General features: G+C 72.2%; 11 protein-coding genes. 3 read left to right on the top strand and 8 right to left on the bottom strand.

Going from position 1 to position 16,814, the window contains the following annotated elements; all coding sequences use genetic code 11:
* Positions 1-202 precede the first annotated feature (202 nt).
* The 4 genes from ACZ37P_RS09585 to ACZ37P_RS09570 are packed head-to-tail and all read right to left on the bottom strand — an operon-like array spanning position 203 to position 5,772.
* Positions 203-2,662 carry a beta-xylosidase/alpha-l-arabinosidase gene (locus ACZ37P_RS09585; RefSeq protein WP_467345814.1) on the bottom strand — a complete coding sequence of 820 codons (2,460 nt, stop codon included), beginning with the start codon at positions 2,660-2,662 and terminating at the stop codon, positions 203-205.
* The gene (locus ACZ37P_RS09580; protein WP_188279491.1) at positions 2,659-3,492 is read right to left on the bottom strand and encodes a carbohydrate ABC transporter permease; all 834 of its coding nucleotides are present in this window, start codon (positions 3,490-3,492) and stop codon (positions 2,659-2,661) included. Before ACZ37P_RS09580 ends, ACZ37P_RS09585 begins: the two co-directional genes overlap by 4 nt.
* The gene (locus ACZ37P_RS09575) at positions 3,492-4,433 is read right to left on the bottom strand and encodes a carbohydrate ABC transporter permease (RefSeq protein WP_467345872.1); all 942 of its coding nucleotides are present in this window, start codon (positions 4,431-4,433) and stop codon (positions 3,492-3,494) included. Before ACZ37P_RS09575 ends, ACZ37P_RS09580 begins: the two co-directional genes overlap by 1 nt.
* Positions 4,434-4,452: 19 nt before the next feature.
* A complete protein-coding gene (locus ACZ37P_RS09570; RefSeq protein ID WP_467345812.1) occupies positions 4,453-5,772 on the bottom strand; it encodes an ABC transporter substrate-binding protein in 1,320 nt (439 codons plus the stop codon).
* A 408-nt stretch (positions 5,773-6,180) separates the two neighbouring features.
* Between ACZ37P_RS09570 and ACZ37P_RS09565 the strand changes: the two genes are divergently transcribed.
* Positions 6,181-8,772 carry an alpha-L-rhamnosidase-related protein gene (locus ACZ37P_RS09565; protein WP_467345811.1) on the top strand — a complete coding sequence of 864 codons (2,592 nt, stop codon included), beginning with the start codon at positions 6,181-6,183 and terminating at the stop codon, positions 8,770-8,772.
* An 89-nt stretch (positions 8,773-8,861) separates the two neighbouring features.
* Here ACZ37P_RS09565 and ACZ37P_RS09560 read toward each other — a convergent pair whose 3' ends face one another.
* From ACZ37P_RS09560 to ACZ37P_RS09545, 4 genes are read right to left on the bottom strand one after another with little or no spacing between them, the layout of a single operon-like run.
* The gene (locus ACZ37P_RS09560; RefSeq protein WP_467345810.1) at positions 8,862-10,124 is read right to left on the bottom strand and encodes a type III PLP-dependent enzyme; all 1,263 of its coding nucleotides are present in this window, start codon (positions 10,122-10,124) and stop codon (positions 8,862-8,864) included.
* Complete coding sequence (locus tag ACZ37P_RS09555; protein ID WP_467345809.1) at positions 10,121-11,944, bottom strand: IucA/IucC family protein; 1,824 nt, start codon at positions 11,942-11,944, stop codon at positions 10,121-10,123. Before ACZ37P_RS09555 ends, ACZ37P_RS09560 begins: the two co-directional genes overlap by 4 nt.
* Positions 11,944-13,800 carry an IucA/IucC family protein gene (locus ACZ37P_RS09550; RefSeq protein ID WP_467345808.1) on the bottom strand — a complete coding sequence of 619 codons (1,857 nt, stop codon included), beginning with the start codon at positions 13,798-13,800 and terminating at the stop codon, positions 11,944-11,946. The genes ACZ37P_RS09555 and ACZ37P_RS09550 overlap by 1 nt, the downstream gene beginning before the upstream one ends.
* Entirely contained in the window at positions 13,797-14,999 is a 1,203-nt protein-coding gene (locus tag ACZ37P_RS09545; protein WP_467345807.1) for an ATP-grasp domain-containing protein, read from the bottom strand. Before ACZ37P_RS09545 ends, ACZ37P_RS09550 begins: the two co-directional genes overlap by 4 nt.
* A gap of 473 nt (positions 15,000-15,472) precedes the next feature.
* On the opposite strand from ACZ37P_RS09545, the gene ACZ37P_RS09540 reads away from it, so the two are divergent.
* A complete protein-coding gene (locus tag ACZ37P_RS09540; RefSeq protein WP_467345806.1) occupies positions 15,473-15,676 on the top strand; it encodes a hypothetical protein in 204 nt (67 codons plus the stop codon).
* A gap of 177 nt (positions 15,677-15,853) precedes the next feature.
* Positions 15,854-16,765, top strand: a complete 912-nt coding sequence (locus ACZ37P_RS09535) for a hypothetical protein (RefSeq protein WP_391045492.1) — start codon at positions 15,854-15,856, stop codon at positions 16,763-16,765.
* Positions 16,766-16,814 lie beyond the last annotated feature (49 nt).

Here is a 16,814-nt window from a genome sequence, read left to right as displayed (position 1 = left end):
CAGGGCGTCCAGCCGCGGGCCGGGGAGCGGGGTTCAACGCGTCGGCGATGTGGCGGCACCTGGAGGCGCGGGCGCTACGGGAGGAACCCGCCGCTCCCCCGTCGGCGCCGGTTCCGTAACGCCGACAGCCGCGCCTCCGCACAGGGCGGGGCACGGCTGTCGGTCCGTCAGGTCATCGCTACAGAAGTGGCGTTCAGGATGTTCAGGACACGGAGTCCCGTTCGCGATCCGTCGTGAAGTCGGCGTGCAGCCTGCGGGTGTGGTCCACCGTGCGGGCCGGGCCGGTCAGGGCGCAGACGACGGTGAGCCGCAGATCGGTGGAGGAGGCGCCGAGCCGCAGCTCCAACTCCCCCGGTTCCACGACGCGTCGGCCGTCGCGGCCGGTGAACGCGGCCAGGTCGGCGGGCACGGTGACCTCGACGCGGGCCGACTCGCCGGGCGCGAGGGCGACCCGGTGGTAGCCGACCAGTCGCTGCACGGGCTGCACGACCGAGGCGACCGGGTCGTGGAGGTAGAGCTGGACGACCTCGGTGCCGTCCCGACGACCGGTGTTGCGCACCGTGAAGGCGAGCGCGATCTCCCCGTCCGTCCCGGTGTGCAGGCGCGGCACGTCCAGGTCCGTCCACTGGAATCGGGTGTACGTCAGCCCGTGACCGAAGGCGAAGGCCGCCGTAGGGTCGATGCTGGAGACCTCGCTGGCCTTGCCGAGCCGCGCCGCCAGATACGTGGACGGCTGGCCGCCGGGGCGGCGCGGGACGCTGACGGGCAGTCGGCCGGAGGGCTCGACCCGGCCGCTGAGGATTCCGGCGACAGCGGCGGTGCCCTCCTCGCCGGGGAAGAAGGACTGCACGACGGCGGCGGCCTCGGTGGCGGCGCGGCCGAGCGCGTAGGGCCGCCCGGCCAGCAGGGTGACGATCAGCGGGGTACCGGTGCCCGCGAGCGTGTCCAGCAGGGTGTCGAGGAGCTGCTGCTGCACGCCGGGCAGCGTCAGCGACTCCGCGTCGCAGCCCTCTCCGCTGGTGCCGCGTCCGAACAGGCCCGCCCGGTCGCCGAGGGCGAGGACGACGGCGTCCGCGCCGCGTGCCACCCGGACCGCCTCGGCGAAGCCGTCGGTGTCGGCGCCGTCGATGCTCGCGCCGAGCGCCGAGACGATCCGCGCGCCGGGGAATTCGGCGACCAACGCCTCGCGCAGCGTGGGCAGTTCGATGCCGAGCGGGGTGTCGGGGTGCTGTCCGCCGACGTGTACGGGGAAGGCGTAGCAGCCCAGCACAGCGGTGGGGGTGTGGGCGTTGGGGCCGATGACGGCGATGGTCGCGGGGCGGTCCAGCGGCAGGGTGTCGCCGTCGTTGCGCAGCAGGACGACGCTCTGCTCGGCGACCTGCCGGGCGATGGCGCGGTTGGCGGGCGGGTCGAGGTCGACCCGGCCGCGCAGCGCCTCGGTGTCGATCCCGGCGTCGGTGAGGTCGGCCGTGCCGTCGACGGAGGCTGTGCCGTCGGCGGAGGCCGCGCCAAGGCCCTTGAGGGCGGCGGGAGTCGGGTCCCAGTCGGCGTCGAGGAGTCCGAGCTGTGCTTTCTGGATCAGCACCCGGCGTACCGCGCGGTCGACGAGGGCTTCGGGCACCTTCCCGTCGGCGACGGCCTTGAGCAGGGGTTCGCCGTACGCCTTCACGGTGGGCAGTTCGACGTCCACGCCGGCCGCGAGGGCGGCGCCCGCCGCTTCGCCGAGGGTGCCCGCCACGCCGTGCAGCGTCTGGAGGAAGGCGATGCCGAAGTAGTCGGCGACCACGGTGCCGGTGAACCCCCAGGTGTCCCGCAGGAGTCCGGTCAGCAGAAGTTCGTCGGCGGCGGAGGGGACGCCGTCGGTGTCGGTGTAGGCATGCATGACCGAGCGCACCCCGCTCTCCCGGATCGCCATCTCGAACGGCGGCAGGATCACGTCGGCGCGCTCCCGTACGCCCATGCCGACCGGGGCGAGATTGCGGCCCGCGGTGGAGGCGGAGTAGCCCGCGAAGTGCTTGAGGGTGGCGACGACTCCGGCGGACTCCAGGCCCTGGACGTAGGCGGTGCCGAGGGTCCCGACGAGGTACGGGTCCTCTCCGATCGTCTCCTCGACGCGGCCCCAGCGGGCGTCGCGCACCACGTCGAGGACCGGGGCCAGGCCCTGGTGCACGCCGACCGAGCGCATGTCGTCGCCGATGGCGCGGGCCATGCGGCGGATCAGCGCGCGGTCGAAGGTGGCGCCCCAGGCCAGCGGTACGGGGTAGGCGGTGGCGCCCCAGGCGGCGAAACCGGCCAGGCACTCCTCGTGGGCGAGCGCGGGGATGCCGAAGCGGTTGGCCCCGGCGATGGCGCGCTGGGTGCGCAGCAGCGACAGCGCGCCGAGCGCGGGGTCGACCGGCGCGGTCCCGAACGACCGGGTGAGCTGCCCGAGTCCTTGCGGCAACAGCGCCTCCAGGTCGACCGGCGCTTCCATCTCGTGCTGGAACGGGGCGACTTCGCCGCCGTCGTCGGACGCTCCGACCCAGACGCCGACGAGTTGCGCGGCCTTCTCCCGCAAGGTCATCGCGGAGATCAGCGCGTCGGCCCGCAGTTCGGGGGCCAGGTCGGGGTCGCGCCAGGGTTCGGTGACGGGTTCTGTCTCTTCGACCACGGTGTCGGTCACTTTCCTCCGACGCCCATGAGGCCCTGGACCAGGGCGCGCCGGGCGAACAGGTAGACGATGAAGATGGGCAGCATCGACAGCACCACCGCGGCCAGCAGGCCGGGGACGTCGATGCCGTGCTCTGTCTGGAAGTTGTAGAGGCCGAGGGTGATGACCTTGGACGAGTCGGACTGCGTCAGGACCAGCGGGAACAGGAAGCCGTTCCAGGACTGGAGCGCGGAGAAGACCACGATGGTGGACAGGCCGCCCTTGGACAGCGGCAGCACGAGCTGGAAGAAGACCCGCCAGGGCGCGGCGCCGTCCATCGCCATGGCCTCGTAGAGGTCGGGGGTGATGTCGCGCATGACGCCGGACAGGATCAGCGCGCACACCGGCATGGAGAACGCGGCGGTCGGCAGGATGACGCCGATGAGGTTGTCGTAGAGACCGGCCTTGGTGATGACGTAGAACATCGGCACGATCACGGCCTGCGCGGGGATGGCCAGGCCCAGCAGGAAGACCCGGAAGACGCCGGTGGTGAGGCGCCCTCGGCCGCGGACGATCGCGTACGCCAGCGGCGGCACGAGCAGCAGCACGATGGCGACGACGGCGAGGGTGACCAGCAGGGTGTTGAGGAAGTACTGGCCGAAGCCGTTGTGGAAGTCCTGCGTGTAGTTCTTCAGCGTGAAGTGCCGGGGGAAGCCCAGCGGGCCGCTCTTGAAGTAGTCGCTGCGGCTCTGGAGGGTCGCGGCGAGCATCACGTACAGCGGCAGGCCCACGAGGAAGAGCCAGACCAGGGAGCCGAGCCCGGCCAGGTAGTTGGGGCGGTGGCGGTTGGTTCGGCGTGTCATCACAGGCCCTCCGCCGAGCTGCGCATCTTGTCGTATCCGGAGACCTTGACGACGATCAGCGAGACGATCGTGGCGATCACGACGAGGACCAGGGCGATGGCGGAACCGCCGCCGAAGTCGAAGCTCTTGAACGCCTTTTGGTACATGTAGTAGGCGCTGATGGTGGTGTCGGTGCCGGGGCCGCCCTGGGTGAGGATCAGCACGGTGTCGAAGGTGGTGAGGCCGCCGACGACCATCAGGATCATCGAGGTGATCATGGTGTTGCGCAGTTGCGGCAGGGTGATGTGCCAGAACTGCCGGATGGTTCCCGCGCCGTCGATGGCCGCCGCCTGGTAGAGCACGGGCGGGACGGCGCGCGCGGCACCCTGGTAGATCAGGGTGTGGAACGGGGTGTACTGCCACGCGCCGACGAAGACGAGCACGCCGATGGCGCCGGACCGCATGCCGAGCAGATTTCCGTCCCCGAAGAGCCATCTGGCCTGTGCGGGCACACCGAAGTTGGGGTCGAGCATCGCCCGCCACAGGACCGAGATCGCGGTGGCCGACAGCAGCAGCGGGATGAAGTAGACCGCCGAGAGGATCGCGCGGTTGCGCTGGTGGCCCGCGGCCCAGACGCCGAGCAGCAGGCTCAGCGGTGTCTGGATCACGACGCCGAGCACCGTGATCAGCGCGCTGAGCCACAGGCTCTGGATCATGGTGTGGTCGTGGATCAGCGCCTTCCAGTTGGCCACGCCCGCCCACCGGGGTGAGCCGAGGCCGTCCCAGCTCGTGAAGGACAGCACGGCGACCAGCAGCAGCGGAACGACGGCGAAGCAGACGAAGAACAAGGTGGCGGGAACCGCCCAGGCCAGACCTGGGCGGGTCACCGCGGAGCCGGAGCGGCGGCTCATCCCGGCCCGGTGGGCCGTGCCGCTCCGTGCCGCAGGGGGCGATGTGGTGATCATGTGGAGGGTTCCCTGGTCAGGACGACGGCAGGGCCTGCATGGCCTTGATGAACCCGTCGGCGTCGAGCTTGCCGTCGAAGAACTGCTGGACCGCCGTGTGCATCGCGGTGCTCGCCGACTGCGGGTACGCCTGGTCCCAGGAGAGCTGGAAGGACTTCGCGTCCTTGACCAGGTTGTACTGGTACTTGGAGTAGGCGGGATCGGCCGAGGTGTCGAGGAACTTCTCGGTGTTCCTCGTCGTCGGCAGATTGCCGATGCCGAGCTGTGCCTGCACGAATTCGTCGCTGTACTGGAGCTTGAGGAATTCGGCTATCGCGTCCGGGTACTTGGTCTTCTTCAGCACCGAGTAGAAGTTGTTGGTGTTGCCCACCACGTCGGTCGGGTCGCCGACGCCGCCGGTCACGGTCGGGAAGGTGCTGAAGCCGAGGTCGTTCTTGGCGAAGTCGGCGTTGGCGTCCTGCTGGGTGGAGTAGTACCAGGAGCCCATCAGCTCGAACCCGGCCTTGCCGGTGGCGACCAGGGCCGCGGAGCCGTTGTCGGTGAACTTCACCGAGTCGTAGTTGGTGCCGAAGGCACCGGCGTCGACCAGCTCCTTGAGCATCGACAGCGCCTTCTTGCTGTCGGCGCTGGCCCAGGCGCTCTTGTCGCCCGCGATCGCCTTCTCGAACAGGCCGGGGCCCGCGACGCGGTCGTAGACGTACTCGTACCACATCAGGGTCGGCCACTGGTCGCCGCCGCCGAGCGCGATCGGGGTGATGTGCTTGGACTTCAGGACCTTGACCGCGTTGAGCAGGTCGTCCCACGTCTTGGGCTCGGTCAGGCCCGCGTCGGCCAGCACCTTCTTGTTGTTGAAGAGCAGGACGGGCTGGGTGCCGCGCATCGGGATGCCGTAGGGCTTGCCGTCCACCTTGGCGCTGTCGAACACCGACGTCAGGAAGTTGTTCTTGAGCCCCGGGTCCTTGGCGATCATCTCGTCCAGCGGCAGCAGAAGCCCCTTCTTGACGAAGGGGGCGATGCTGCCGCCGCCCCAGTTGAAGAAGACGTCGGGCGCCTGCTTGGTGCTGATGAGCGTCTGCAGCTTCTGCTGGTAGTCCGCGCCGGGGATGGTGTCGAGGACCGCCTTGACCTTGGACGTCTTGTTGAACGTCGCGACGATCTGCTTCTCGACCTTGTTGGTCGCGTCCCCGTAGACCAGCACGTGGAACGAGCCGGCGCCGCCCGAGTCGCCGCCGCTGCTGCCGCCACAGGCGGCCAGGGACATTCCGAGCACGAGCGCCACGCCGCCGGCCAGGGCTCTGGCGGTCGCGGCGCGGGAGAGCAATGCGCGCTTCTTCATCGGTCCAGCCTTTCGAAAGATTCGGCATCATCGCCGAAATTTGCTGCGCGCTGTGACGGTAAAGTGCGCCCGGAGAGAGGGTCAAGGCTCGTGCCACGGGTTACCAAAGCGTGACCCAACACCCGTTCGGACCACCGAACTGACGCGGTGTCGGCTTCGACAGTTTCGAGAAGATGTCGGAACACGGGACGAGACCGGCGAGCGGGGCCGACGGCGGGCCGGACGCGGGGGCGGCTCTGCCGCACCGTTTCAATGACGTTTCAATTCAGCGCCGCGACAATGCGAAGCCTTGGCCGAAGGATGTATTGACCCCCAGTTCAATCGCGCCATAGGTTCAGCGGCGCCGAATTGAATCGTTCTTAGTGGTGCGGGCTGCGGGACGCGGCTCGTGGAACACCTGGAGCCCTCTTGTCCTCTGCGCATCCCCTCCGTGGCACGCTCTCCCGACGGTCGGTCCGCATCGCGCAGGCCGTCGCCGTCGTCGGCGCGCTCACCGCGACCATGGCCCTGTCGGGGCCGGCCTCCGCCAACTCCCCCCACTCCGCCTCCTGGCGGAAGTACGTACGGGCACCGTCGAGCCGCGAGGTGCGGCCGGTCGCCGTGACGGCCACCACCGGCGACGTCGCCCACCCTCAGGGCGTCCTCGGCAAGGGCACCGCCACCCTCAACAGGCCCGCCCCCAAGCCCGAGCCGACGTGGCCGGCCGACACCACGGCCACCGCCTCCTCGTACCACGACGGCAACAACGGCAACGACGGCAAGCCCCGTACCTACGTGCCAGGCAACGCGGTCGACGGCGACACCGACACGTTCTGGAACGACGCGAACGCGGCCACGTATCCCGCCTGGCTGGAGATCACCAGCCCGACCCCGGTCACGCTCCCCGGCATCACGGTGCTGTCCAACAGCGACGGCGTCCCGCAGGACTTCACCGTCGAGACCTGGGACGGCTCGGCCTGGACCACCCGCGCCACCATCACCGGCAACTCCGACGTGCGGCGCGCGGTCGCCTTCTCCTCGTCCGTGACCACCGCGCGGGTGCGGATCACCGTGACCAAGGACCAGTCCTCGGGCAAGGGCGAGTACACCAGGATCAACGAGGTGTGGCCGGGGCTGGTCGCCGCCGAGCCGGTGCCCAGCGTCACGCTCGACTTCGGCAAGGTCGTCTCCGGCTACCCCCGGATCAGCTTCGCGGGCGCCTCGGACAACAGCCCCGGCGTGCGGGTGGCCTTCTCCGAGACGCTCGACTACCTCACCGACCGCTCCGACTACACGCGCTCCGACGTCTCCGGCGGCCCCGGCACCGATCAGTACGCGGTCCCCCGGCAGGGCGGCATCTGGACCGACCACAAGAGCTGCCTGAGCGGTACGAAGGTCTGCGCCGACGGCCTGCACGGCTTCCGCTACATGAGGATCAGCCTGGACGCGCTCCCCTCCGACGCGCCGCTCGCGCAGCCGTCGGGCACCGTGCGGATCGACGGTGTCTCGCTCGACTTCACCCCGTTCCTCGGCATCCCGGACTCCTACACCGGCTGGTTCGAGTCCTCGGACGCCGAGCTGAACCAGTACTGGTACGACGCCTCGTACACCAACGAACTGGTCACCGACACCTTCCGGTCGGACGACGTCGACCCGCGCAACGCCGACAGCCCGACGCTGGACGGCAAGCTCGTGCTGCACGACGGCGCCAAGCGCGACCGCGACCCGTACGTGGGCGATGTCGCGGTCTCCGGCCGCACCACGTATCTGACCCATGACGCGGCGGTCGCCGCCAAGAACGTGCTGGCCGACCTCGCCGACCACCAGCGCGGCGACGGCTGGATACCGCCCGCCTCGATCAACACCTACACGCTCCCGCTGTTCGACTACCCGCTGTGGTGGGTGACCAGTAGCTGGGACTACGTGCTGTACACCGGCGACACGGCCTACGCCCGCGACTACTACGCCAACCTGGTCAAGACGCTGGACAGTTGGTACCCGAGCGTCACCGACGCCAACGGCCTGCTGTCCAAGGGCCTGAACGGCACCGGCGGTTACGGCGACTACGCCTTCCTGCCCCGCAGCGGCGAGGTCACCTACTACAACACCCTCTACGTCCAGGCGCTCAAGGACGCTGCGGCGCTGGCGACGTCACTGGGCCACGGCGCGGACGCCGACCGCTGGCAGAAGCGCGCCGCCACCGTGAGCACGGCGATCAACACCCGTCTGTGGGACAGCGCCGCGGGCGCCTATCTCGACTCGGCGACCGGCGCGGTACGGCACGGGCAGGACGGCAACGGCCTGGCCGTGGTCGCCGGGGTCGCCGACCCGACGCGCGCCGCCTCGGCGCTCGACCACCTGTCCCGGACCACCGCCCAGCCGTACGGCAACGCCTTCATGGACAACAACACCCTGGTCCCGGACGGCTCCCAGCGGGTCTACGCCTTCACCTCGTACCCCGAGATCCAGGCCCGTTTCCTGGCGGGCAAGGCCGACTCCGCCATCGACGAGATCAAGCGGCTGTACGGCTGGATGGCAGGTCACGGGCCCGGCATCACCGACTGGGAGGGCATCGGCCCGGGCGGTTCGATGTACGAGGGCGGCTTCACCTCGGCGGCGCACGGCTGGTCGACCGGGGTGGTCCCGGCACTGACCAACGACCTGCTCGGCGCGACGCCCGTCACTCCCGGCTTCGCCACTTGGAGCGTCGCACCGCACCCGGGCTCCGTCACCTGGGCGCGCGGTCAACTTCCCACGCCGCACGGTCCGTTGACCGTCGGCTGGAAGCGCGGCGGCGGTGACCGGCAGTTCACGCTCGACCTGACGGCGCCCAAGGGGACGTCCGGTGTCGTCGACCTGCCCGCGACGGGCACGCGCGTCACCGTCAAGGTCGACGGCCGGGTCGTCTGGGACGGCTCGGGGGCGCACGCCTTCCAGGCCACGCTCAAGGACGGCCGGGTGACGCTGCGCGGCATCCCGGCGGGCAGCCACACGATCACGGTGACCGGCAAGGCGTCCTGAACCGTCCGCCGCACACGCCCTCTCCCGGACCGGCGCCTCGGCCGGGCCGGGAGCGGCCGGTCTCAGGAGCGGGCCGGGAGAGGCCGGTCTCAGGAGCGGGCCGTGGGTTCCGGGAGAGCCGTGGAATCCGGGACATCCGTGGAATCGACGTAGTGGACGGTCGGCCGGGGGTGCATCAGGAAGTCGTGGTGCGAGATGTTCCAGGCGTACGCCCCGGCGAGCGCGAACAGCACCCGGTCGCCCGCGCGGAGTCCCGCCGCCGGGACCCGCCGGGCGAGCACGTCCTTGGGTGTGCACAACTGGCCCGCCAGCGTCACCAGTTCGCCGTCGGCCGCCGAGCGCGGCCACGGGTGAGGCCAGTCGTCGACCGGGAGCAGCGCGCAGGGCTGGTCGTGGCCCTTGGCCGCCGGGGTCCGCAGATGGTGGGTGCCGCCGCGCAGCACCGCGAACTCCTCGCCGTGGCTGGGTTTCACGTCCAGCACGTCGGTGGCGTACCAGCCGCAGTACGCGGTCAGGGCGCGGCCCGGTTCGATGCGCAGCAGCGGTCCGGGGTGGGCGTCGAGCAGCCGGGCGAGCCCCTCGCCGTACGCGGCCCAGTCGAAGCGGTCCGCCGGGCGGGTGTAGTCGACGGCCATGCCGCCGCCGACGTTGACCTCCCGGAGCGGGACGCCGTGCCGCGCCGTGAGGTCACTCGCCCAGGCGACCACGGCCTCGGCGACGGCGAGCAATCGCGGCGCCGGGAGGCCGCTGGCCAAATGGGCGTGCACACCACGCAGTTCGAGGTGCGGATGGCTGCCGTCGGTGAGCGCGCGGACGGCCGCGTCGGCCTGCGCCGGATCGAGGCCGAAGGGCGAGGGTCCGCCGCCCATGGCCAGCACTCCCGTCGCCAACTCCCCCGGTGCGACAGCGAGGTTGAAGCGCAGCAGCACGCCGACGCGGGTCCCGCGCGCGGCCACGAGATGCGCGAGCACGCGCAGTTCGTACGCGCTCTCCACGTGGAAACGGTCCACGCCGAGGTCGAGCGCGGCCGTGATCTCGGCGGGGGTCTTCCCCGGTCCGCCGAAGGCCAGCGGGCGGCCCGGCACCGCCGCCGCCACATGGGCGGCCTCGCCGCCGGACGAGACCTCGTAGCCGGTCACGTACGGGCCGAGCGCCGCCAGGATCTCCGGCTCCGGGTTGGCCTTCGCCGCGTAGTACAGCTCCGCCCGCTCGGGCAGCGCCGCCCGCACGGCCGCCGCGTGCGCGCGCAGCGCCGCCAGGTCGTAGAGGTAGGCGGGCAGTTGGGAGGTCGGAAGGGCGAGAGCCGTGGTCCGTACGGAGTCGGGGACGGCGACAGGTGCGGGTGCGGTCATGACTGCGTCCTCGCGTCGTCGGGATCGCGGTCGGCGCCGCGCACGGGGTGTCCGGGTCCGCCGTCCGGTGCCGGCAGGGTGTGCTCGGCGAGCGGTGCCGGCAGGACGTCCTCGGCGAGGGGCGACGGCAGGCGTACGTATCCCGCGAACCGGTCGGCCGCGCGTTCCCAGCGGGTGAGGAGATTGGCCTTGGCGGGCAGCGGCGCTCCGGCGAGCAGGGCGTCGAGCCGGGAGTGATGGCCGTGCTCGTCCGCGTGGTCGCGGATGGCGCGGCGGACCTCGGCCCACAGGGCGGGTTCGGTGTCCGGGTGGAGGTCGGCGAGGGCGGCCAGCATCTCGGCGACGTGGTTGACCAGCAGGCAGTAGACCACCCGGTCCCAGCCCCGGTCGGCGTCGTAGCGCAGGGGCTCCGCGACCTCGGGCGGCAGCGCGGCGAGCGCGTCGGCGCAGGGGCCCGAGAGCAGTTCGGGGACCAGTTTGGTGCCCTCCAGGTCGCGGAAGAGCACCTGGACGGGGTCGCCGTCGGTGTCGACGCAGACCAGCACGTTCTGGAGGTGGGGTTCGAGCACGACGCCATGGTCGAAGTAGGCGGCAAGCACCGGGGGTACGAGCAGCCGCAGGTAGGCGCGCCACCAGCGCAGGGCCGCCGCCGGGCCGCCGTCCGCGACCAGCCGGGAGATGTGCCCCGGTCCTGTCGGGTACTCGTCGGCGACGGCGGCGGCCAGCAACGCTGTACCGCCGGGCCCGAGCCGCCGGTCGAGCCCTTCCCTGACGATCACGCCGAAGCCTTCGAGCAGCGACTGGTCGGGGCGGCCGTCGCGGCCGGGCAGGGCCAGGCTGCGGTAGGCGGGCTCGCGCAGTACGTCGGCGCCGGGGAAGCGGGCGGCGAGGTCGGCGAAGGCGGGCCGCAGCATCCGGGTCAGGGCGACGGCCCCGGCCAGCTCGTAACTGGCGTTCTTGCGGAGGCAGTTGGTGATCCGCACATTGAGGCTGAATTTGAGGAAGGTGTCGCCGTCGTAGAGGGTGCGGACGGAGGCGGTGGCGGCGAAGCGGGTCCTGCCGGGGCCCAGGTCCAGCACGTCGCGGCGGTCCAGGGCGGCGCGCAGCACGGGGTGGCGGCGCAGCAGGTCGTACTGCCAGGGGTGGGCGGGCAGCAGCCGGTAACCCGTGGGCACGGCCGCGAGCCGGTCCAGCGGGTCGGTGGCGCCGGGCTCGGCGCACTCCTGGACGGTCAGATCCTCGCGCACGGCGAGCAGCCGCAGCGGGAAGGACGCCGAGGTCTCCGGTGCGTAGGCGGCCCATGAACCGGGGTCGCCGCCACGGGACTTGGGGGCCGGGTGGAAGCGGTGGCCGTAGACGAGCGACTGTTCGGAGGCGAGGTATCCGGCGAGCGGGAGCCCGGCCGCGACGGGGCGCGGGGCGCACAGCGCGGTGGCGACTCCGTGGTGGCTGGACTCCACCTGGTCGAGGAATTCGTCGTTGGGCACGCCGGTGAGCGAGGTCAGCTCGGCGTGGGTGTGTTCGGCCAGCCGTCGCCAGTCGATCTCGGTCCAGTCGTCGTGGCCGGTCTGTTCCGTGACCGGCCCATCGAAGCGGTGCGCGCCGAGCAGTGAGGTGCGGCGCAGCGCGACCCGCAGCCGTACTCCGGTGCGGGGCAGCCGTACCAGCAGGCGACCGTCGATGACGGCGGTCTGGTGCTCGGGCCCCGACACCTCGCGGAGCAGGCAGTTCAGCAGGGTGTGGGCCACGGCCCGGTCCGCGTCGGGCAGTCCCGCGTGCCGGGCGCAGTCGGCGGGTCCGGTGATGGTGGGCAGCGTCATCAACGGCTCCGCAGAAGGTAGTTGGGTCCGGTGGTGTAGTGCTTGTTGATGTCGGTGGCTCCTGAGCGGTCCTTGGTGAGCAGCGTGCCCGCGCTCACCATCGCTTTGACGGGCAGGCGCGGTGCGTCGAGCACACGCGCGCGCAGGGTCTCGCCCGCTTCGCCCGGCCCGGTGCCGAGCCGCCGCGCGGCCCGGTCGAGCAGGTCGCGTACGCGGTCGAGCAGGTCTTCCAGCGGGGCGCGGCCGAGCCGCGCGAGGGCGAACGCGTAGGCGCCCGCGCACAGATGGACGGTGATGGTGGTGAACAGGTCGGCCACCGGGCCGTCGTCGTCGACCAGGATGCGCGGGTCGTCGAAGGCGGCGCGCTCCGGCGCGTCGGGGCCGAGGGCCGCGCGCAGCCGCACGCGGTTGACGCGCAGGCCGTCGTCGTCCTTGAGGAGCAGGCGCAGCCGGGTGCGGCCTTCGGGGTCGTCCAGGAGCAGCGAGATGTTCTGCTGGTGGGACTCCAGGGCGATGCCGTATCCGAAGAGCGTGGTCTGCCAGTCGAGGAGCAGGGTGAGGACCGCGTCGAGCAGGGTGAGCGGGTCACCGCCGTAGTAGCGGTCGGCGAGGTGGTCGATGACCGGCCGGCCGTCGGGGGCCTCGGCGAGCAGCGCGGCCATGGGCAGGACGGCGCAGCCGTCGAGGCCGGGCGGGTGGCGGCGGACGAGCACGGCGAGGAGTTCGTGGCCCGCGTGCGCGAACCGGGTCTCGTCGGCGTGCAGCACGCTGTCGCGGAAGCGCGGTTCGCGCGCGGTCACCGCCTCCAGCAGCCGCTGCCCGGCCGCGCCGTCGATCAGGCTGCCCGGTTTGATCGTGCGCCGGTTGAGCAGCCCCAACGTCGAGGTGGCCAGGGGCAGTTTGAGGTGGGTGCCGGGGTCGGCGAGGACCGCGACGGTGCGGGTCGACAGTGTGGGCGCCACGTCCAGGTACGTACGGTCGGCCAGTACGGACCTGCCGTCGAGGCCGGTGGCGCGCAGCGCGTCCCGCAGCGGGCCGTCCGCCGTGAGGGGGTGGACGGGGAAGGCGACATGGGTGCCGTCCAGCTCCTGCGGCAGGCCGAGGGTGAGGGCGGACGGCCGCAGAACGCCGAGGCCGAGGCCGTCGGGTGCCCGATCGCCGTCCGCGCCCTGCACGGTGACGGCCTCCCTGGGCAGGGCGAGCCAGCGCAGGGCGAAGCGCGGCGCGAATTCGGGCGCGTGGGCGAGGAGTTGACGTTCCGTCAGTCCGCTGCGGGCGGCGGAGGTCGGGTGCACCGGGTGGCCGTGCCGGGCGGCCAGGGTGTCGTACGCGAGGGCGCCGGTGAGTCCGGTCCACCCGGCGGGGTCACCGCCGTGGCGTGCGGTGAGCCGGGCCACGGTGTCGGCGCGGGTCGCGGTCCGCAGCCGCAGGGCGGTCAGCGCGTCCCGGTACTCGGTCGCGAAGGCGGTGAAGCCCGCGCGGTCCTCGGGCGCCGCGAGAGCGCGCAGCGCCGCCAGGACGTCCTCGCCGGTCGTCAACTCCCGCCCGCCGGGCTCCTGGAGCAGCAGCGGAAGCCGGGCGGCGTACTCGCTCTGGAAGCCGTCCGCCGTGACCGGCACCAGGAGCGCCGACTCCTCCCCTGCCGGGTCGGTCACGGGCAGCGGCAGCGGCAGCGGCAGCGGCGGCACGTCCGCATCGGCCTCGGGGACCGGCAGTCGCAGCCAGTCGCCGTCGGGGCGGCGTACGAGGGCGCTGCCGGTGCGCAGGCGCACGACGTCCTCGCGCAGCAGCGTGCTCAACACGTCGAGCAGCAGGGCGCGTTCTTCGTCTCCGACGGCCCGGCCGGTCACCGTCACGGGGTGATCTCCCAGCGGTGCTCGGCGAGGAAGCCGGTGACGGCCCGCTCCACGGCGTCCTCGTCGGGTCCGATGGCCCGGACGACGCCCAGCAGGTCGCGGTTGGTGCGGTGCAGCGGATGCCGTTCGCCGACTGCCCGCAACGGCCGGTAGGTCAGGCGCACGCCGTCGGCCGTCAGGTCGGCCGGGCCGGGGGCGGCGGTGAGGGTGCCCGCCTGCCGCGCGTAGGGGTAGTCGAGCCGGGCCGCGCGGCCGGTCGCGGTGCGCAGGTCGGCCGGGAGGGATTCGCCCAGATGGGTGCGGAGGATGTGTTCGAAGAGCGGCAGGTCGAGCAGTTCGGCCAGCAGCAGGTCGCACTGGTCGCCGATGGCGCGGTAGTTGACCTCGATCAGGCGCGCGCACCCTTCGTGCAGCACGAATTCGGTGTGACAGGCGCCGAATCCGACACCGAGGGCGTCGAGTTGGGCGAGGACCTGGTCGACGACGGGCGCGGGGTGCGCGGGGACGAAGGTCAGCCGCTCCTCGATGAAGTACGGCGGCGGGGACAGCGTGGTGCGGAAGCCGCCCAGCACATGGCGCGTCGTACCGTCGCCGAGGGTTTCCAGGGTGAGCAGTTCGCCGGGCAGGAACTCCTCCACGACCAGTGCGGCGCCCGGCCGGTCGGCCTGGATCCGCCGGACGCGGCGCTCCAGGTCCGCCGGGTCCTCGGCGCGTACGACGTCCTCGCTCGCCACGCCCTCGCGCGGTTTGACGACGCAGGGGTACGGCACGTCGAGTCCGGCGAGGCAGGCCGCCGGGTCCTGGCCCGCGGGCAACTGCGCCGACCACACCGTGTCGACGCCCGAGGCGGCCAGGACCCGGCGCGTCTCGGCCTTGTCCTTGGTGCGCAGCGCGGCCTGCCAGCTCTTGGCGGGCAGGCCGAAGTAGTCGGCGACCAGGGCGGCTTGGACCTGGAGGTGGTCGCTGTTGGTGAAGACGGCGTCCGGCGGCCGATAGGCGGAGACGCGGGTGATGACGGCGCGGAAGTCGCGTACGTCGCACTCCAGGACGTCGACCGCCGGATCGTCTCCGTACGCGGCCCGGTGCGCGGCGGGCTGGTCGGTGAGGACCGTGACGTCCAGGCCGAGGCGGCGGGCGGCCGGGAGGAATCCCTCGGTGACCGAGTCGGTCGGGTTCAGAGCCAGCACATAGAGCCGCATGGGGGTCCACTTCCGGGCGCGCAGTCGTTCGGGCCGACGGTCGTGGGACGACCGGTGACCAGGGGCGCGACGAGCCTAGGTTAGGCATGCCTAACTCTGTCAATTCGCCCCGGCGCGGCGCCGGTTGACGGCCGTGGGCACCGGCGCGTCGGTGCGATTCTCATGCTGTCCGCTGATCCGATCATGTCCATCGACCGGCGCGCGCGACACCGATTTCCGCCGTGCCCGGAGGTCCGCCGCCGCCCCGGCTCGCACGCCGTCCGTCCACCGTCCGACCTGAGCGCGGACGGGCGGTGGACGGACCTTGGACAGCAGGTGAAGCGGGCCGAACCGCCCTACGCCATACGGGGGTTCGGGTGGCGCCGGGCCGCGGCGGCGTCGTTAGCATGTCCGGAGATCCGCGATCTCCCTTGGCTCTCCGTGCGATCGGGGCCAGGGCGGAGGGCGGCCGATGACGTCGGATGGAGGTCCGGGTGGACGGTTTCGCCGAGGCGATGCTGGAGCGGGTGCGCGTGGCTCGGGAGGCGGTGGCCGCCGCGGGGCGGGCGGGGGACGCGTACGCGTTGGCCGTGGCCTGCGACGAGTTGGACGACGCGCTCCGGATCGCCCGCGCGAACGGGGTCGACGCGGACCTCTCGGAGAACGGGGACGGCGGCGGCGCGGAGACCGGCGGCTGACCGCGGCCCGACGCCCGGCCCGCACTCCCCGGCACCGCACCCGTCCGGCCCCGATCCCCCCTGGCGCGAACCCGCCTGTTACCCGCCGCCGCCCATGGGCAGCCTGGGAGCAGGGGTCCCGATGCGGCGTCCGCCCCGCCGTACAGTGTCCGGCACACCGCGACGAGGGGATTCGGCATGATCACCGAGCCGGAGATGGTCGAGGAGCCGGAGCCCGACCGCCCCGCCCCCGACATCCTGAGCGGCGCGGGTCACGCGCCGCCGTCGCTGCGCTCCGCGCTCTCCCGGCTGCGCACCCGCCTCCCGCCGCCGCGCTCCCCCGCGGACCCGTACCGCGTCCGCGACACGGGCGGCGGTCACGGCGGCGAGGACAGGGGCCCGACCCTCAAGCCCTGGCGGCCACGGCCCGAGGGACGCCGGGGCCGCGTGCTGTGGGCGCTCGGCGGCGTCGTCACGGCGTCGGCGGTCTGGCTCGCGGTCCTCCAGTTCACCGGTTACGGCGGCCCGCGGCCGGACCTGCACGGCTATCACCTCGCGGACAACCCGTGCACCAGCGACAATCTCCAGCCGCTGTCCGACGCCTTCGGCACCGAATTCCTCCAGGGCATCCCCGTGATCACCAAGGGTCCCGCCCTCGATCACGCCGCCTGCACCCTGACCACGTCGGTGACCGGGAGCGGCGACTGGGAGACGACGTACACGGTCACCGTCACCGTCGACCTGCACAAGAAGTCCGACGTCCACGCCGAATTCGCGGACCTCTCGCATGTGATCGTCCCCGACCCCACGACCGCGGGTTCCGGCGACTTCCTGTTCATGACCGACTCGCCCGAGGTCACCAGGGCGCTGCGCGGCCTCGGCGACCAGGCGTTCACGATCTACGGCACCGCGCGGCAGGCCGTCACCGTCCGGCACGGCGGCGCCGTCTTCTCGCTCAGCGTGGACGGCATCAAGCAGTGGAACGGCGTGGCCGCCCGCCCGTTGAACGCCGACGGCTCCCCCATCGAGGCGACCCCCGCCGACACCATCGCGCTGCGCCCGGCGCTCATCCGGGCCATGCGCCACCTGATGAGCGCCCTCGCGCACTGAGCCGAGCCCCGTCGAACCGAACCGAACCGGGCCGAGCCGAGCCGAGTGG

This window comes from Streptomyces sp. NPDC024632, assembly GCF_055559175.1.
The sequence above is the reverse complement of the archived record's forward strand: the minus strand, read 5'-3'. Positions and strand labels throughout refer to the sequence as shown.

What these genes read in the sequence shown, in the direction of transcription:
- ACZ37P_RS09535 (WP_391045492.1), top strand. Translation starts at nt 15,854, where the DNA reads ATGATCACCGAGCCGGAGATGGTCGAGGAGCCGGAGCCCGACCGCCCC.
- ACZ37P_RS09570 (WP_467345812.1), bottom strand. Translation starts at nt 5,772, where the DNA reads ATGAAGAAGCGCGCATTGCTCTCCCGCGCCGCGACCGCCAGAGCCCTG.
- ACZ37P_RS09560 (WP_467345810.1), bottom strand. Translation starts at nt 10,124, where the DNA reads ATGACCGCACCCGCACCTGTCGCCGTCCCCGACTCCGTACGGACCACG.
- ACZ37P_RS09580 (WP_188279491.1), bottom strand. Translation starts at nt 3,492, where the DNA reads ATGACACGCCGAACCAACCGCCACCGCCCCAACTACCTGGCCGGGCTC.
- ACZ37P_RS09555 (WP_467345809.1), bottom strand. Translation starts at nt 11,944, where the DNA reads ATGACGCTGCCCACCATCACCGGACCCGCCGACTGCGCCCGGCACGCG.
- ACZ37P_RS09545 (WP_467345807.1), bottom strand. Translation starts at nt 14,999, where the DNA reads ATGCGGCTCTATGTGCTGGCTCTGAACCCGACCGACTCGGTCACCGAG.